The 15,630-nt window shown below is 63.5% G+C and carries 15 protein-coding genes and 3 pseudogenes; 10 read left to right on the forward strand and 8 right to left on the reverse strand.

The window, feature by feature from the left end:
- The first annotated feature begins 138 nt into the window (after positions 1 to 138).
- From V5F53_RS01955 to V5F53_RS01965, 3 genes are read left to right on the forward strand one after another with little or no spacing between them, the layout of a single operon-like run.
- Entirely contained in the window at positions 139 to 519 is a 381-nt protein-coding gene (locus tag V5F53_RS01955; protein ID WP_393998090.1) for a response regulator, read from the forward strand.
- Entirely contained in the window at positions 516 to 1,712 is a 1,197-nt protein-coding gene (locus V5F53_RS01960; protein WP_393998089.1) for a protein-glutamate methylesterase/protein-glutamine glutaminase, read from the forward strand. The genes V5F53_RS01955 and V5F53_RS01960 overlap by 4 nt, the downstream gene beginning before the upstream one ends.
- Positions 1,709 to 2,563: a CheR family methyltransferase gene (locus V5F53_RS01965; RefSeq protein WP_393998088.1), complete on the forward strand. Its 855-nt coding sequence runs from the start codon at positions 1,709 to 1,711 to the stop codon at positions 2,561 to 2,563. Before V5F53_RS01960 ends, V5F53_RS01965 begins: the two co-directional genes overlap by 4 nt.
- 409 nt (positions 2,564 to 2,972) lie before the next feature.
- Here the strand turns inward: V5F53_RS01965 and V5F53_RS01970 are convergent, their stop codons facing one another.
- On the reverse strand, positions 2,973 to 3,677 hold the full coding sequence (locus V5F53_RS01970; RefSeq protein ID WP_393998087.1) for a protein phosphatase CheZ: 705 nt from the start codon (positions 3,675 to 3,677) through the stop codon (positions 2,973 to 2,975).
- 183 nt (positions 3,678 to 3,860) lie between these two features.
- On the opposite strand from V5F53_RS01970, the gene V5F53_RS01975 reads away from it, so the two are divergent.
- Entirely contained in the window at positions 3,861 to 4,244 is a 384-nt protein-coding gene (locus V5F53_RS01975) for a response regulator (protein WP_393998086.1), read from the forward strand.
- A gap of 592 nt (positions 4,245 to 4,836) precedes the next feature.
- Positions 4,837 to 5,508, forward strand: coding sequence for a response regulator transcription factor (locus tag V5F53_RS01980; protein WP_393998085.1), 672 nt, complete (start codon positions 4,837 to 4,839; stop codon positions 5,506 to 5,508).
- 282 nt (positions 5,509 to 5,790) lie between these two features.
- Here the strand turns inward: V5F53_RS01980 and V5F53_RS01985 are convergent.
- From V5F53_RS01985 to V5F53_RS01995, 3 genes and pseudogenes are all read right to left on the reverse strand, one after another.
- A pseudogene (locus tag V5F53_RS01985) lies at positions 5,791 to 6,590 on the reverse strand (IS5 family transposase); the annotation flags it as partial.
- A 39-nt stretch (positions 6,591 to 6,629) separates the two neighbouring features.
- Positions 6,630 to 7,004, reverse strand: a complete 375-nt coding sequence (locus V5F53_RS01990) for a hypothetical protein (protein WP_393998084.1) — start codon at positions 7,002 to 7,004, stop codon at positions 6,630 to 6,632.
- Positions 7,005 to 7,024: 20 nt separating this feature from the next.
- The gene (locus V5F53_RS01995; protein WP_393998083.1) at positions 7,025 to 7,396 is read right to left on the reverse strand and encodes an IS5 family transposase; all 372 of its coding nucleotides are present in this window, start codon (positions 7,394 to 7,396) and stop codon (positions 7,025 to 7,027) included.
- Between the two features lie 210 nt (positions 7,397 to 7,606).
- Between V5F53_RS01995 and V5F53_RS02000 the strand changes: the two genes are divergently transcribed.
- From V5F53_RS02000 to V5F53_RS02010, 3 genes and pseudogenes are all read left to right on the forward strand, one after another.
- A protein-coding gene (locus V5F53_RS02000) for an IS5 family transposase (RefSeq protein ID WP_509212807.1) occupies positions 7,607 to 8,361 on the forward strand; the annotation gives its coding sequence in 2 pieces (ribosomal slippage) (positions 7,607 to 7,940 and positions 7,940 to 8,361; 756 coding nt in all).
- A gap of 23 nt (positions 8,362 to 8,384) precedes the next feature.
- A pseudogene (locus V5F53_RS02005) lies at positions 8,385 to 8,540 on the forward strand (IS481 family transposase); the annotation flags it as partial.
- 59 nt (positions 8,541 to 8,599) lie between these two features.
- Positions 8,600 to 9,551: pseudogene (locus tag V5F53_RS02010) on the forward strand (IS481 family transposase).
- Here the strand turns inward: V5F53_RS02010 and V5F53_RS02015 are convergent.
- The 4 genes from V5F53_RS02015 to V5F53_RS02030 all read right to left on the reverse strand — a co-directional run bounded on the left by V5F53_RS02015 (position 9,548) and on the right by V5F53_RS02030 (position 13,575).
- A complete protein-coding gene (locus V5F53_RS02015; protein WP_393998797.1) occupies positions 9,548 to 10,210 on the reverse strand; it encodes a helix-turn-helix domain-containing protein in 663 nt (220 codons plus the stop codon). The pseudogene V5F53_RS02010 and the gene V5F53_RS02015 overlap by 4 nt on opposite strands.
- Positions 10,211 to 10,854: 644 nt before the next feature.
- On the reverse strand, positions 10,855 to 11,667 hold the full coding sequence (locus tag V5F53_RS02020) for a 2-keto-4-pentenoate hydratase (protein ID WP_393998798.1): 813 nt from the start codon (positions 11,665 to 11,667) through the stop codon (positions 10,855 to 10,857).
- Between the two features lie 8 nt (positions 11,668 to 11,675).
- The gene (locus V5F53_RS02025) at positions 11,676 to 12,581 is read right to left on the reverse strand and encodes an alpha/beta fold hydrolase (protein WP_393998799.1); all 906 of its coding nucleotides are present in this window, start codon (positions 12,579 to 12,581) and stop codon (positions 11,676 to 11,678) included.
- 100 nt (positions 12,582 to 12,681) lie between these two features.
- Positions 12,682 to 13,575 (reverse strand): LysR substrate-binding domain-containing protein, encoded by an 894-nt coding sequence (locus V5F53_RS02030; protein WP_393998800.1) that lies wholly within the window; start codon positions 13,573 to 13,575, stop codon positions 12,682 to 12,684.
- A 137-nt stretch (positions 13,576 to 13,712) separates the two neighbouring features.
- Between V5F53_RS02030 and hcaE the strand changes: the two genes are divergently transcribed.
- Both hcaE and hcaF read left to right on the forward strand, forming a co-directional pair.
- Positions 13,713 to 15,077, forward strand: a complete 1,365-nt coding sequence (gene hcaE, locus V5F53_RS02035) for a 3-phenylpropionate/cinnamic acid dioxygenase subunit alpha (RefSeq protein ID WP_393998801.1) — start codon at positions 13,713 to 13,715, stop codon at positions 15,075 to 15,077.
- Entirely contained in the window at positions 15,070 to 15,627 is a 558-nt protein-coding gene (hcaF, locus tag V5F53_RS02040) for a 3-phenylpropionate/cinnamic acid dioxygenase subunit beta (RefSeq protein ID WP_393998802.1), read from the forward strand. The genes hcaE and hcaF overlap by 8 nt, the downstream gene beginning before the upstream one ends.
- Positions 15,628 to 15,630 lie beyond the last annotated feature (3 nt).

The raw sequence follows: 15,630 nt of genomic DNA on the forward strand, positions 1-15,630 counted from the left end.
TCTGCCGCATACAAAGCAGCTGGTGATCTGCCGCCGGCTCCCATAACCTTCGAAAGTGCCATCCATGCTTGCTTCGAAGCACGTCCTGCCGGCAATCCGGTGTCATTTTCACGCGAAGCGTCACAAGGAGCTTCACGGATGAGGACCTGTCTCGTAGTGGATGATTCCGGCCTCGTGCGGAAGATTGCCAGGCGCATCCTTGAGGGGCTGGGGTTTCTGGTCGAGGAGGCTGCCGATGGGCAGAAGGCGCTCGATCAGTGCGACACCGCCATGCCGGATGTGATGTTGCTCGATTGGGAAATGCCGGTGCTCAACGGGCTGGACTGCCTGCGCCTGCTGCGTGCGCGGCCCAATGGCGGGGTCCCGAAGGTGATCTTCTGCACCAGCCTCAACGATATCTCGCACATCGCCTTGGCGCTGGAAGCCGGGGCCGATGAATACATCATGAAACCGTTTGACGACGACATCCTGCGTGAGAAGCTGGAAGCCGTGGGCTTGGTTGAGAAGGATTTTCAGTGACCCTTGCTTCCTCTCCGTCTGACGCTGGCGTCACCGGTCAGACCATCCGGGTCATGGTGGTGGACGATTCGGTCTTCGTGCGCGGCATCATTTCTCGGTGGCTGGGTGAAGATCCCTCGTTCGAGCTGGTCGCGACCCACAGCAATGGCCGGCGCGCGGTCGATGACGTCTCCCGGTCCCAGCCGGACGTGGTGATCCTTGATCTCGAGATGCCGGAAATGGACGGCGTGACGGCCTTACCGCTGATCCTGAAGCAGCGGCCGGGCACCATGGTGGTGGTGGCCTCGACCTTGACCCGTCGGGGCGCGGAGGTCAGCCTGAAGGCATTGACGCTCGGCGCGGCCGATTATCTGCCGAAGCCCGAGGCTGGGCCAGGCATGTTCAATGCCGAGGATTTCAAGCGCGAGTTGATCGCCAAGGTGCGCAGTCTCGGCGCCAGGGTGCAACGTCGCCGCGCGCTGGGCGAAGTGGCGCGCGCCGCCGCCGCGCCTCTCAGGCCGAGCGCGGTGCCTCCTATCCCCGCGCCGCGGGCTGCGAGCAGCGCTGTCACGGCAGGGACGGGGGCCACCTCCGGGCCGGCGCCGCGGTTGCGGCCCTACTCCATGTCTCCGGTGACGGTGCTCGCGGTTGGCAGTTCGACCGGCGGGCCGCAGGCGCTCACGCGCCTGTTCGGGGAGCTCGGCCCCCATCTGAAGCGCATTCCCGTCTTTATCACTCAGCATATGCCGGCGACCTTCACCGCCATTCTCGCCGAGCACGTCGGCCGTGCCGCCGGCCTGCCGGCCGCCGAGGGGGCGGACGGTGCGCCGGTTTTGCCCGGGCATGTCTATGTGGCGCCGGGCGGCCATCATATGCTGGTGGAGAAGTCGTCGACGGGCGCGGTGATCCGCCTGTCCGACGCGCCTCCGGTGAATTTCTGCAAGCCTGCGGTCGATCCGATGTTCGCGGCCATTTCAGCGGTGTACCGCCAGCATGTGCTGGCGGTGGTCCTCACCGGGATGGGAAGCGACGGCGCGAAGGGGGCGGGCGTGGTGGCCGATGCCGGCGGCAGCGTGATCGTTCAGGATGAGGAAAGCAGCGTGGTCTGGGGCATGCCGGGGGCGACGGCCACCGCAGGGAATGCCTGCGAGATTCTGCCGCTGGATGCGATCGGCCGCAAGGTGATCCGGATGGTCGAGGGGGGACTGCGGTGATCAGCGCTTCCGATTACGAGTTCTTTTCTCGCTTTCTCAAGCAGAGGTCGGGCCTTCTTCTTTCGGAGGATAAGCATTATCTGCTGGAAAGCCGGCTGATGCCGCTGCTCCGCAAGTTCGATATCCCAGACTTTGCTCGCCTTGCGGCGGTCCTGCGCGATTCCTCATCGTCCATCATCGCCTCCGCTGTGGTCGAGGCGATGACCACGAACGAAACCCTGTTCTTTCGGGATAAGGCACCGTTCGAGGACTTTACGCGCACCATGCTCCCAGCCCTGCATGCGGCGCGGCCTGCCGGGCAGCGCCTGCGGATCTGGTGTGCCGCAGCCTCCAGTGGCCAGGAGCCCTATTCTCTGGCGATCCTGCTGCTGGAGAATCCCGGCCTGATCGGTGGCCGGGAGGTGGAGATCCTGGGCACGGACCTGTCGAATGACGTCCTCGACCGCGCGCGCGCGGGCCGCTACAACCAGTTTGAGGTTCAGCGCGGCATGGGCGTCCAGATGTTGCTGAAGTACTTCACCAAGGTCGGTGACCTTTGGGAGGTGAATGCGCGTGTGCGCAACATGGTGCAATATCGTAAATTCAATCTCCTCGATTCCTATGCCGGTCTTGGAACGTTCGATATTCTGTTCTGCCGGAACGTGCTTATCTATTTCGATGCTCCGACGAAGACCGACATCTTGTCCCGCATGGCGCGGGTGGTTGCTGGGGATGGGTATCTGGTGCTTGGCGCGGCGGAAACGGTGATTGGTGTCGGCGATGCCTTCAAGCCGTTGCCGCAACACCGTTGTACCTACGTGCCGAACATCGAAGCTCGCGAGCGGGCGATTCCCACGCGGGCGCGTACGTAATACAGAAGGCCCGTGAGCTTGATTCAAGGGGCTTTCGTCAAGCCCGCGCGACGCGTGAGCGGGCCACTTGGCACCGGTCGAAGACCGGGGCTGATGGTATAAGTCTCGCGCTTTCTCAAGCCGACGCGCCAATTCTTTCCAGTGATGCGCGCGAGTCCCACGGCAGCGAGGGGCGATCTGCTGCTGGTTCAGCAGCCAAGGTCAATGCCAAGGTCACGATCTGACATCCGAGCTTTCCACAGCAAGGGATGAGATGCCAGATCGTGCCGGCTTACAGACAATGACGTGAAGCAGGAAGCGCAGAAGACTTTTCCCGCGCCGGCATTTATTGCTCATCGGCGGGGGTGGCGACGGCCTCTCTCAACCAGCCGTCGCAATCACGTCATGAGGGGATGTGCATTATGCTGCGTCAGCTGAACATGCTGTCGATATCGTCCTGGGACACCACGTTGGAATCATGGGAGAGCGCGGGGCCATTCAGCAACGCCGCGTCGCCCTCGCGCTTGTCCACCGCGGCGTTGCGCGCAATGAGTTCCGCGCCGCCCCAGATTTCGGTCATGCGGCTGACCCGCTCTTCGATAAAGACGAGGAGCTTGACCACCTTACGGATGCGCTGACCGGTAACGTCCTGGAAATTGCATGCCTCGAACAGCTTGACCACCTCGCCCTGGATGGCGCGAGCGAGTTCCATGTCTTCCTTCGGCAGGCGGCTGGTCATCCGCTGCGTCAGGGTGTCGATGGCCTCCGCCGAGGACAGGATGGTCTCGGTGGCCTCCTCTGTGTCGGCCACCACGGCGTCGAGTTCGCTCGTGGCCCGCATCAGGCGTTCGCCGCGTGGCCCTTCCGCATGCAGGGTCGCGATTTCGTCGCGGGTGTTGCGGATTGCATCCTGAATGGTCTCAATGCCGGCCCAAAGAACATTTCGGTCGCGCTCGCGGCTCAGAGCCGGATCACGCTCCTGAAACTTCTTGATTTCGTCCCGAACCTCGACAAGCTGCGACAGGATCTTATTGATCTGATCGTCGAACGCATTAGGGCTCATCCCCCCTTCGCCGTCGCTCGTCTTGCTGCCGATGCCAGTCTCGATGCGAAAGGGGCGACGCGCACCTGACATGCAACTCTCCCGGGACTCTTAGGAACCACGATATCACCTCTATAGGGCGGAAAAAGACGAACTGAAAGCCCCTTTCGGATGCCGCGGCAAGCTTCGTGCAAGCTCCTAATTGCAGAAGGGGAGGCGGGCTGGTGGCAGACGTCGCCACCGGGAAAGACTTCTCGCCTGTTTGCGGAGTGAGAGATGGCGATTGATCTTACGATGCCGATCCTCGTGGTGGACGATTACAAGACGATGGTTCGCATCATCCGCAATCTCCTCAAGCAGATTGGCTTTGAGGACGTAGACGAGGCTGCCGACGGAACAGAAGCTCTCGCGAAATTGAAGGAGCGTAACTACGGTCTCGTGATCTCTGACTGGAATATGGAGCCGATGACCGGTTACGAACTTTTGAAGCGGGTACGCGGGGACGATGCTCTGAGCAGTATTCCATTCATCATGATCACGGCCGAGGCCAAATCGGAGAACGTGATTGCGGCCAAGAAGGCGGGCGTGAACAACTATATCGTCAAGCCTTTCAATGCCCAGACCCTGAAGGGGAAAATCGACGCGGTATTCGAGAGCTGAAGCGCGTCGCTCGGGTGCGGACTCTCATCGCGCGGCGAGGTGGCAGCGTTCGTCGCGAGGCTGGTGGGTGTCAGCGATCCTATGTGTCTTCATCGAATGCGCGCGCGACGGTCGTCGGTGGGTGTCAGGGCGGTCCTCGTCGGGTTTCGGTGGTGCGCGCGTCGGGGGGGCATCGTTTTGGCTTTGATGGTGTGTGGTGGTCGCGTGCGCGTTCTGACTGGGGCGTGTCAGCTTGTTGCGTCTGCTGCGTTCAGGGGATGGCTGGAGTTGCGATTCGGGGATTTTCGAATGACGGTTTTTCTGTAGTCAACCCCGAAAATCGGATAGTGTAGGGTAGTTAAAGTGGTCGTTCTTTGATCTGGATCATGGTCTAGCGGGGTTGTGAGCTGGAATTTGTTCCAATTCCTGGTCGCTTTGTATCAATGTGCGTCAGTATGGAATTATTAATGGGCCGTTAAGGTATTTCCACGGCTTGCCGCAACGGGAATCGCGCATATGCTACCTTCCATGACGGTTGCCTCTGGGGGACTCAAGTTCCGCGTTTGGCGCGAAATGCGAGCAGGGTGCAGCCGTAGCGAGTATGGAGGGAAGTATGTACGTGGTCGTGGACGAGCGGCCGTCCGTCATTAAAAGTTATGTCGGCGCTTTTTCTCGTGAAGGGGTGGCTTCTCAGGGCTTCACACATAACGAGTTTCGCGATTGGATTTTGACGACGTGTGAGGAGGATCTTGGCGCAGTCGAGAGCTTCGTGGTCGGCGATGTCGATGGCCGGGTTGCATATCCCGAACTCATTCGCGGCTATTCTAGCGCGCCCATCATCGCGCTTGAGGATGTGAAGTCGCTTACCCATACGCTTGAGCTGTTCACTGCGGGCATCGACGATGTGGTGCGTAAGCCTGTGCATGTGAAAGAGATCATGGCGCGTGCGGACGCTGTTTGGCGTCGCGTCCGGGCGGGCGAGCCTCAGGTCGTTGAGTACAATCGCCTTAAGGTGTTTTTCGACGGGCGCGATCCTGAAATCGACGGGCAGTCGCTGGCGTTGCCGCGTCGCGAGCGTCATATTCTTGAATACCTCGTCAAGAACAGCAAGCGGCGCGTGACCAAGACCCAGATCTTCAATACCATCTACGGCATATTCAACGATGACGTGGATGAAAGCGTGATCGAAGGGCACATGAGCAAGTTGCGCAAGAAGTTGCGCCTCAAGCTCGGTTACGATGTCATTGATGCCAAGCGCTATCTTGGCTATCAGTTCGTCGGCTGAAGGCGTTCAGCGGCGGGGCTTGTTGGGGTTTCCCAAGGGAAACCCTGATAACGTTTGAGCCAGGGCTATGAGGCTCTGAAACTCCCTTCGAAAGCCGCTTGATCAGATATTTTTGGCATCAGACATTTTTGGTGTTGATCCGACCTCGGGGGGCGTTGGTCTGTGCGGTCCGGGGCTTAAAGTGATCTTGAGAAGCCAGCAAAGCCCTGCTGGGGCGGTCTGATGAGCGAGGAGTGGGGGGAGCGGGCGCTGGGTGCTTGATCCCGAGGCTTGGAGCGGCTCACAAAACCGACTGATGGCTCTGAAGCCTATGATGGCAGCAGCGAAAACGAGGAACGCGCGGTAGAGGTCGGCGTGGCACTCGTAGCGGATGGCGAGGTGGCGGAACGGGTTGATCCAGGCGAAGGTGCGCTCGCCCCCCCAGCGATGCTTGCCGAGATGCGTGCTGCTGTCGATGCCGCGGCGCGCGATGCGGGGCATGATGGCGCGCTTGTGCAGGTCCTTCCGGCAACGGTCGAAGTCGTATCCCTTGTCGGCGTGGAGCTTGTCGGGCCGCTTGTGGGGTCGGCCCCGCCGTTGGCGAACCGGATGGATCGCATCGACGGCGGCGGTCAGCGTCATGCTGTCGTGGCGATTGGCTCCGGTCAGGACGACGGCAAGAGGCAGGCCCCTTCGGTCGACCACCATGTGTCGCTTGGTGCCCGGCGTGCCACGGTCGGTCGGGTCCGGCCCGATCGCGTTACCCCCCTTTTTTGCGGCAACCGACTACGCGTTCAGGTTGGCGCGCGACCACCCGACTTCCCCGGCGAGGGTCAGGCGCTCCGGCATGTGGCGATGGATCTTGTCTCATAAGCCGGCGTCCTGCCAGGCCCGCAGGCGGCGCAGCAGGTCATGCCCGAGCATCCTGCCACCTCGAACGGCAGCCGCTCCCAAGGGATTGCGGTGTAGAGCACGAACAGGACGCCGATCAGCGCCTCACGGTCCCCCACGCGAGGCCGCCCGCCCTTCGGGCGCGGCGCAGCGAGTGGAAACAGAGGGGCGATCTCGGCCCAAAGGGCATCAGGCAACAACGTCTTGGCCATGCCCAAACCTCAACCAAATAAGGGTAACACGCGGTCTTGTTAGGGCGTGTCGTCAGTTGAGCCAAAACAGCGCTCAGGCGAGCTGAACGGCGGCAAGAAATGAGCTGGCGAGTCTGTCGTAGCGTGTTGCAATTGTGCGGAACCATTTGAGGTTGCAAAAGAATCGTTCGACAGGATTGCGTTCGTAATAGAGCGCGAAGTCGGTTTCCCCTTGTATGATCCGGTTGGCCTTGGAGGGAATGACGGGCTCGATCCCACGTTCTTCCAGGCCTCGATCAAAGCGTCGGCGTCATAAGGCTTGTCGGCCAGAAAGGCTTCCGGCTCGACCTGATCCAGCAAAGGCTCGGCTTGGCTGAGAGCGGATTGCTGACCGGGTGTCAGCGATATGGTAACCGGGTCGCCCAGAGCATCCACGATCGCGTGGATCTTCGTCGTCAGACCGCCTCGGGATCGACCGATGGCTTGGCAGCCTCCCCTTTTTTCCGCGCCCCCGCGCTATGCTGATCGACGCGGACGATGGTGGAATCGAGCATCATGTATTCGTTGTCGCTGTCCGCTGCCAACGCTTTGAAAATGCAGTCGAAAACGCCGCTCTCGCACCATCGTCGGAAGCGCCTGTGCGTATTCTTCCAATCACCGAAGCGCGCCGGAAGATCGCGCCATGGAATGCCAGCGCGATAGCGGTAAATGACAGCCTCGACAAACAAGCGATTGTCCGCCGCCGTGCCGCCGACATCACGCTCACGACTAGGAAGAAAATCCTTGATCCGCTCCCATTGGTCGTCGCGCAGTCCGTAATGTCGCATCGGTCAGCTCCACACAAAGCCGACCTTCTATGAATCACATCATCCGTGCAGACAGTAGACTCGTTCTAGGCCCGCCGACCACAGCTGTTTGATCCCGGGCTTTGATGGTGCAGTCTTTTCGCAGGACTGGAAGGATGCGCTATGGGCTAGGCTCAGGACCTATTAATTGAGCTGCGGGTGTGATTCACAGTTTCCGTTGAGGAGGCTGCGATGGGTGATTTGTTCCTGTTGAGCGCGCGCCAGATGGCGAGGATCTCGCCGTTCTTTCCTCTGGCCCATGGGGTTCCGCGGGTGGATGACCGGCGGGTGGTGAGCGGCATCGTCTACGTGATCCGCAACGGCCTGCAGTGGAAGGATGCGCCGAAGGACTACGGTCCGCACAAGACGCTCTACAACCGCTTCATCCGCTGGAGCCGGCTCGGGGTGTTCGACCGCATCTTCGCCAGCCTCGCCGGCGAAGGGCCCAAACCCGATCGGGTCATGATCGATGCCACCCATCTCAAAGCCCACCGCACTGCGGCGAGCCTCTTAAAAAAGGGGCTGTTCCCCGTCGTATCGGGCGCACAAGGGGTGGCCTGAACTCCAAGCTCCACACCGTCTGCGACGATAAAGGCCGGCCGATCATCATGCTCTTGTCGGAAGGCCAGATGAGCGACCACAAGGGCGCCCGCCTTATCCTTGATGCCTTGCCGCCGGCCAAGAGTCTGATCGCCGATCGGGGTTATGACAGCGCCTGGTTCCGGGACGCGCTCGCCGCCAAGGGGATCGCGCCTTGCATTCCATCATCCAGGAGCCGCAAGCGGCCTTTCGCCTATGACAAGGCCCTCTACCGCCAGCGACACAAGGTCGAGAACCTATTCGCCAAACTCAAGGACTGGCGCCGCATCGCCACACGCTACGACCGGTGCGCCCACACCTTCTTCTCAGCCATCTGCATCGCAGCCACCGTCATCTTCTGGCTCTGATTAGTGAGTCCTGAGCCTAGGTTCTGCATGGATGCGCCACGACGACAGAGGCGGTCCGTCGAGCGATACAGCATAGTCAAGAGCGCCTGAGGGCTCTGGCCAACCGCTACGGGATCAACCAGAAAACAGTCGCGAAATGGAAGAAGCGGACCTCGGTCGCCGACCTGCCAACCGGACCTAGCTGTTTAGTCCCAGAGTGTGATGGCATAGGTTTATCGCCACCTGAAAGGGACACGCTATGGTGCAGGTTCTTCACGGGAGCGCCAAGACCACGCACGCCGTGCGAGCAGAGCTACAGCGATCGAAAGCTCCGACCGCGGAACTCGCGCGGCGCTACGGGATCAACGAGAAAACCGTGAGGAAGTGGCGTTCCCGTTCGATGGTCGAGGATGAGCCGATGGGGCCCAAGGAGCGGCGAAGCTCTGTCCTGTCCGCCGTCGAAGAGGCTGCGATCGTCGCGCTCCGTGTGCAGGCCCGTCTGCCGCTGGATGACGTCTTCCTCGCCCTGAAGGACGTTATCCCGCATCTGACGCGCTCCTCCCTGCATCGCTGCCTTCCGCGTCATGGCATCTCGCGCCTGCCGAAAGCGGATCGCGAAAAGCCAAAGCGGTTCAAAGCCTACGAGATTGGCTACTTCCACATTGACGTCGCCGAGTTGCATTATGAGGGTGGGAAGGCTTACCTCTTCGTGGCGGTGGATCGGACAAGCGAAGCTCGTTTTCGCCAGGATTTACCGCAAAGCGACAAAACTGGTGGCTGCGGGCTTCCTCAAGGCCCTGACCTGCACCGTTCCGTATCGGATCCATACGGTGCTCACCGACAACGGCGTGCAGTTCATCCCGCACGACAGGAAGGCAGCGGAGGGCTTCGTCAGCCACGTCTTCGGCAGGGTCTGCGCTGAGCGTGGCATCGAGCATCGCTTGACCAAACCCTATCATCCGTGGACCAACGGTCAGGCCGAACGCATGGTGCGCACCATCAAGGAGGCCACCGTCCGTTCCTTCCACTCTGCTTCTTTGATCGATCTCAGGCGCCATGTCCGCGACTGGCTGCTGGCCTACAACTACGCCAAGCAACTCAAGGCATTGCGTTTCAAAACACCCTTCGAAGCCATCCGGCAGATCGCGACGCAGAAGCCCGAACTCTTCGTTCGCCAGCCAAGCCATCACATGCTGGGACTAAACACCTAGGCTGGCTTGCAGTCGTCCAGATAGACGAGATCCTCGATGCCGGTGGGCTGATCTCCCGCGCAGGGCTCATAGACCACGTCGACAAGGGTGCGGGGACCGTAGCGGCGGAAGCACATATGCCAGCGATGGGGCACCACTTGGTCCACCTCCAGGCTCATCATGCGCTCGCTGACGCCGCTGGCCAGCCCCAGGTTCCCGGAGACGATGGCATGGCGAAGGTCTTTGTCGAAAAACAGCTTCTGCGCCTCGTTCACCAGCCAGTCCGCCAGGCGATGGTCCCGCAGTTCCCCTGTCTGAGGCCACAATGCACAGAAGCCGCGCGACGCCGCGATGAAGCGCGCGCCGTCGAAATCGATCAGTGCCCGCACACCGGCCTGCCGTTCCACGAAAAGCCGCTCCACCATTACTTCATCGCGGGCGGAGTGGGCCATGAGGGCCTCGAGGCGCGTCAGGGCTGCGGGCGAAGGCAGATCGCGCCTGCCTTCCCAGAATGACACCGCGGCCTGCGAAACGCCCAGCATGTCGGCCAGCGCGGCCTGCTTGATGCCGTTCATCTTCCGCCACGTCTTGAGTCGGCCGGCAAAGGCAGCCTTCGTCGCGTCGGCGTCGAGGCTCGGCAGCGTGGCCCCGTCCTTCGGCTTTGCGTCCCGCGATCGCATGTCGCCCGTCCCGTGTCCCCTGGCGATCCGTGATACGCCAGAATACGACCCCTTCGAAAGACGGCGACCGGGTTTCCCACCGAGCGGCAGTTCTCTTGAAGCTTCATGTGGGCGTCAGAGGCGGAAATGGACGGCGCGGACGTCCTCCGTGGATCCGCCTGAGCGCGCGCCGCGGCTGATGGCGCGCGGTCGCGCCGGCCAGCGGCTGGGTGGGGCGATGTGAGCCTTGCCAATATTCCGCGGGTGCGCTTTGGCGCGCCGGACCGGAGGCCGGGCGCCGAAGCTGCGCGGTGGCGCCCCCGCCCTGTCGGGATCGACGCGCGGGCGGGCCTGATGCAGCACCGCTGCCACCATCGCCTTCAAGGTTCGATCATCGCGTCCTGAACTCCGCTCACGGTCCGCGCAGGCACCTTGGGGGCGGCGCGCGGAGCCGTGGCCGATGGGCACTCGATCACATCGCCCGACGGGGCCTCTCCTGTCCCGCCGCACCAGGTGGATGCCATGGATGGCGCGGGAGCGGCATTCGCGTCGGCATCGAGAACACATGCGGGTCCCGCCCGCAACACGCCCCGACACCCCGCGTTCCAGGCGGGCTTCAGGCCGCCGGGCCCGGCGGCGCACAGGGGCCGGGAGCGGAGGAGGCTTCAGGGGGCGAAGCGCGCGCGCACCGAGCCGAGCCCGGCCACATAAGCCTCATAGCATCCGCCGGCCTTGACCGGCACCATGGGCCCCAGCGCGCCGGACAGCACGGTGTCGCCGGCCTTGAGCGGGCGGCCGGCACGCGCCATGGTCCGCGCCAGCCACCACACCGCGTTCAGCGGATGGCCAAGGCAAGCCGCGCCCACCCCGGTGGAGACCAGATCGCCATGGCACTCCATGGCCATGCCGGCGAGGCGCAGGTCCAGCCCCTCCAGACGGCGCGGCGTGTTGCCGAGCACGTAGAGGCCGGATGACGCATTGTCGGCGATGGTGTCCAAAATGCCGATCTTCCAGCCGGCGATGCGCGAATCCACCACCTCAATGGCCGGAACGGCATAGTCCACCGCCGCGATGACGTCGGCCAGCGTCAGCCGCTCGCCGGACAGGTCGCGGCCGAGCACGAACGCAACCTCCGCCTCCACCTTGGGCTGGATCAGCCGGTCGGCGGCGATCTCCCAGCCGTCGGGGATGGCCATGTCGTCGAACAGCATGCCGTAGTCCGGCTGGTCGACGCCGAGCTGCTTCTGCACCGCCGTGGAGGTGAGGCCGATCTTGCGGCCCACCAGCGCGCGGCCATCCGCCAGCGCCCGCAGCGTGCCGACCTCCTGGACCTGATAGGCGGCCTCAAGATCGCCCGCCGGCAACAGCGGGGCGATGGGATCGCAGGGCTGACGGCTTTCGCTTGCCTGCCGCAGGCGTTCGGCGATGGTGGCGATGAGGCCCTTGTCGCCGGCGGCGGACGTATCGGGATTGGTCATGGCGACGCTCAGCGGCCCAGGAGGAAGTCGAGGTGGATGCGGTTGAAGGTGTCCGGGTCCTCGTATTGCGGCCAGTGCCCGCAATTTTCCATGACCACGAAGCGGCTGCCCTTCACCTGTTCGGACATGCGCCGGCCCACCTCCACCGAGGCGGTGGGATCATGGGTGGTCCACAGCACCAGCGTTTCGGCGGCGATGCGCCCGAGTTCCTCCGGCCGGAGCATGTTGCGCTGGCGCACGTCCATGTCCTGAAGGCACATGATGCGCTCCATGGCCTCAACCATGCCGGGCCGCTGGAAGCAGGCGAACCGCGCCTCCACCAGATCCTCGGTGACGATGGTGGGGTCCAGCATCAGGAATTCAAGCCGCTTGCGGGTCGCTTCCCGGTCCGGCGAGCGGACCGCGGCAAGGCTCAGCGTCTTCAGGCGCTCCATCACCCGGGGGTCGGCGATCATGCCGCCCGCGGTGTTCAGGACCAGCCGGTCCACCCGCTGCGGATACAGGGCCGCGAAGCGCGCCGCCACCCAGCCGCCGAGGGATTCGCCTGAGATGTGCGCCTTCTCGACCCCGATCGCGTCGATGACGTCGCGCAGATGCTCCACGTAGTCGATGATTTCGTAATTGCGGTCCGGCTTGTCGGTGAAGCCATGGCCCAGCATGTCGATGGCGAACACGCGGAAATGCTCCGCATGGGGCAGGACATTGCGGTGATAAGCCTCAAGATGCCCGGAGACACCGTGCAGGAAGATCAGCACCGGGCCCGAGGTGCCGGCCTCCAGCACCCGGGTGCGCACGCCATTGGCGTCGAGATAATGCAGGCGCACCTCGCCGCCGGCGATGGCCGACCATAGGGAGCGCAGCTCCGGCTGGGTGGCGGACGGGGCCGGCGCGTGGGCTGCTGTCGCCTGAGACATGGCGTATTCCTCCGTTTGGTCTTTGAACCTGCGGGAAGATGGGAAAACGCCCGGCGGGCGGCCAATACATAATCCCGACCGCAACCATACGAAAAACGTCTTACAAAGGAGCCCGTCCGAGGGCCTCGCTCACCAATGCGCGAAAGGTCGCGAGCTCGGGCGCGTGGTTTTCGCGGTGCCACGCCATGGCAAGGTCCACCCAGGGCGCATCCCCCTTGAGCGGCCGGGTCGCCACATTGCGGAACAAGAGATGGGCCACATAGTCCGGCAGCAGGGCGAAGCCGGCGCCGAGGCCCACCAGCGTCATCATGGTCATCACATTGTCCACGTCCTGGGCCGTGATCACCTCCACCTTCCGCTCGCGCAGGTAGCCCTCCACGATGCCGTGCAGGCCGCCGGCGTGGCCTGGGGCGATGCGCAGGAACGGGAAGGTCGCCAGCTCGGCGATGTCCACCTCCGCCTCCTGGGCCAGGGGATGGTCGGCCGGCATCACGGCCATCAGCCGCTCGGTCAGCGCGATCTCGAAGGCCAGGGCGGGATCGCCCACCGGCAACCGCAGAAAGCCCACGTCGATGGCCCGGCGGGAGAGCGCATCGAGCTGCTCCGCCGTGGTGAGGCTTCGGAACACCAGGTTGAGATCGGGAAAGCGCGCCCGCATGACGGTGAGCATGGTGGGGAAGATCTTCACTTCCGCCGAGGGCAGGAAGCCGATGGTGAGCCGCCGTTCGTCCAGCCGCGCGGCGTGGCGCGCCAGGGCCAGCGCCCGCTGGGCCTGGGCCAGAACCAGCCGCGCCTCGTCGAGGAACACCCGTCCCGCGGGCGTCAGCTCCACATGGCGCTTGGTGCGCAGGAGCAGCGGCGTGCCGATCTCCGTCTCCAAATCGCGGATCTGCTGGCTGAAGGAGGGCTGGGCGGTGTTCAGGCGCGCGGCGGCGCGGGTGAAGTTCAGCTCCTCCGCGACCGCCACGAAATAGCGCAGGTGTCTCAGTTCCATATTTTAATTAGACGCATTACGTCTTAAACGGCAAGGAACAAAATATTTCATGTGCCCCTCTTCGCGCGTCTAGTGTTTCCCGGCTCGCACGCTTGGTCCTTCAAAATGAACCGGGCGGCACGCAGGGAGGTGCAGATATGGATGACAGGCTCAACGTCCGAGCTCTGGTCGATGCCGAGACAGGCACGATCAAGCCGGCGATCTATACTGACCAGGCGATCTACGAACTGGAGCTTGAGCGTGTGTTCGCCCGCTCCTGGCTGTTCCTCGCCCACGATTGCATGATTCCGAATGCCGGTGACTTCTTCAATACCTACATGGGTGAAGATCCGGTGCTCGTGGTGCGCCAGAAGGATGGCTCGGTCGCCGCCTATCTCAACCAGTGCCGCCACCGGGGCATGAAGCTGTGCCACGCCGAGGAGGGCAACACCCGTGCCCTCACCTGCCCCTATCACGGCTGGTCGTTCGGCATCGACGGCGCGCTGGCCTCCGTGCCGCTGGAGGAGGAGGCCTATCGCAACAAGCTCGACAAGTCCAAGTGGGGGCTGCGCAAGGTTCCGCGCGTGGTCACCTACAAGGGGCTGATCTTCGGCAATTGGGACGTGAACGCGCCGGAGCTCGAACAGTATCTCGGCGACATGGCCTGGTATCTCGACGGATTCCTTGATCGCCGCGAAGGCGGCACCGAGGTGGTGGGTGGAATCCACAAATGGGTCATCGAGTGCAATTGGAAATTTGCCGCCGAGCAGTTTTGCTCGGACCAGTATCACGCTCCCTTCACCCACGGCTCCGCCGTGCAGGTGCTCCAGCCGGTGCCCACCAACAAGCCGGACGGCGCCCCGCTCGGTGAGGGGCAGACCGCCAAGCCCGCCTGGGCCAATGGCCTCGGTGGCGTGCAGTTTGCCGGCAACGGCCACGGCAGCGCGTTCTTCTTCACCGAGAAGCCCGACGCCAACGTGTGGGTGGGCGGCGCCGTTTCGACCTATTTCCGCGAGACGTTCGCGGAAACCGAGCAGCGGCTCGGCCGGGTGCGGGCGCTGCGCCTCGCCGGCCACAACACCATGTTCCCGACCCTCTCCTGGCTGAACGGCACCCAGACGCTGCGCATCTGGCATCCGCGGGGGCCGAACCAGATCGAGGTGTGGGCGTTCTGCATCGCCGACAAGGCGGCGCCCGACGAGGTGAAGGAAGCGCTCAAGCAGAGCCACGCCCGCGCCTTCGGCCCGGCCGGCTTCCTGGAGCAGGACGATTCCGAGAACTGGGTGGAGGTGCAGAAGGTGCTGCGCGGCCACGTGGCCAAGCAGACCGACATGTGCGTGCAGATGGGCCTCGGCTTCGAGGAGCGCCGCACCGACGGCATCCCCGGCCTCACCAACCACACCTTTGCCGAAACCGCCGCCCGCGGCTTCTACCAGCGCTGGGTGGACATGATGACCGCCGAAAGCTGGGACGAGATCGAGCGCCTGAACACCTCCGGCCTGAAGGAGGCTGTCAATGCTTGAGGCCGTCGTCTCCGCCCCCGTCCTGACCGCGCCCGCGGCGCAGGTCTCGCCCGAGCTGCAGCACGAGGTGGAGCAGTTCCTCTACCTCGAGGCCGCCCTGCTCGACGAGCGGCGCTTCCGCGAGTGGCTCGACCTCATCGCCGAGGACATCGCCTACACCCTCGACACCAACACCCTGGCCCAGGCCCGCGATCGGCGGCGTGGCCTGCGTCCCCCCACCACCTACATCTTCCACGAGGACAAGTACCAGCTGGAGCGGCGCATCGCGCGCCTGGAGACCGGCATCGCGTGGTCGGAGGAGCCGGCCTCCCGCACCCGCCACTTCGTCAGCAACGTGCGCATCCTGTCGGTGGCCGGCGACGCGATCGAGCTCTCCTGCAACTACATGGTCCATCGCGCCGCCAAGGCCCGGGATCACCACACCTTCATCGGCACCCGCCGCGACCGGCTGCGGCGCGCGGACACGGCCGGCGGATGGCAGCTGTTCGGCCGCGCGCTGGAGCTCGACGAATTCACCCTGACCTCGGCCAACATCAGCATCCTGTTGTGATCC

Source organism: Xanthobacter cornucopiae, assembly GCF_043195065.2.
GTDB lineage: Bacteria > Pseudomonadota > Alphaproteobacteria > Rhizobiales > Xanthobacteraceae > Xanthobacter.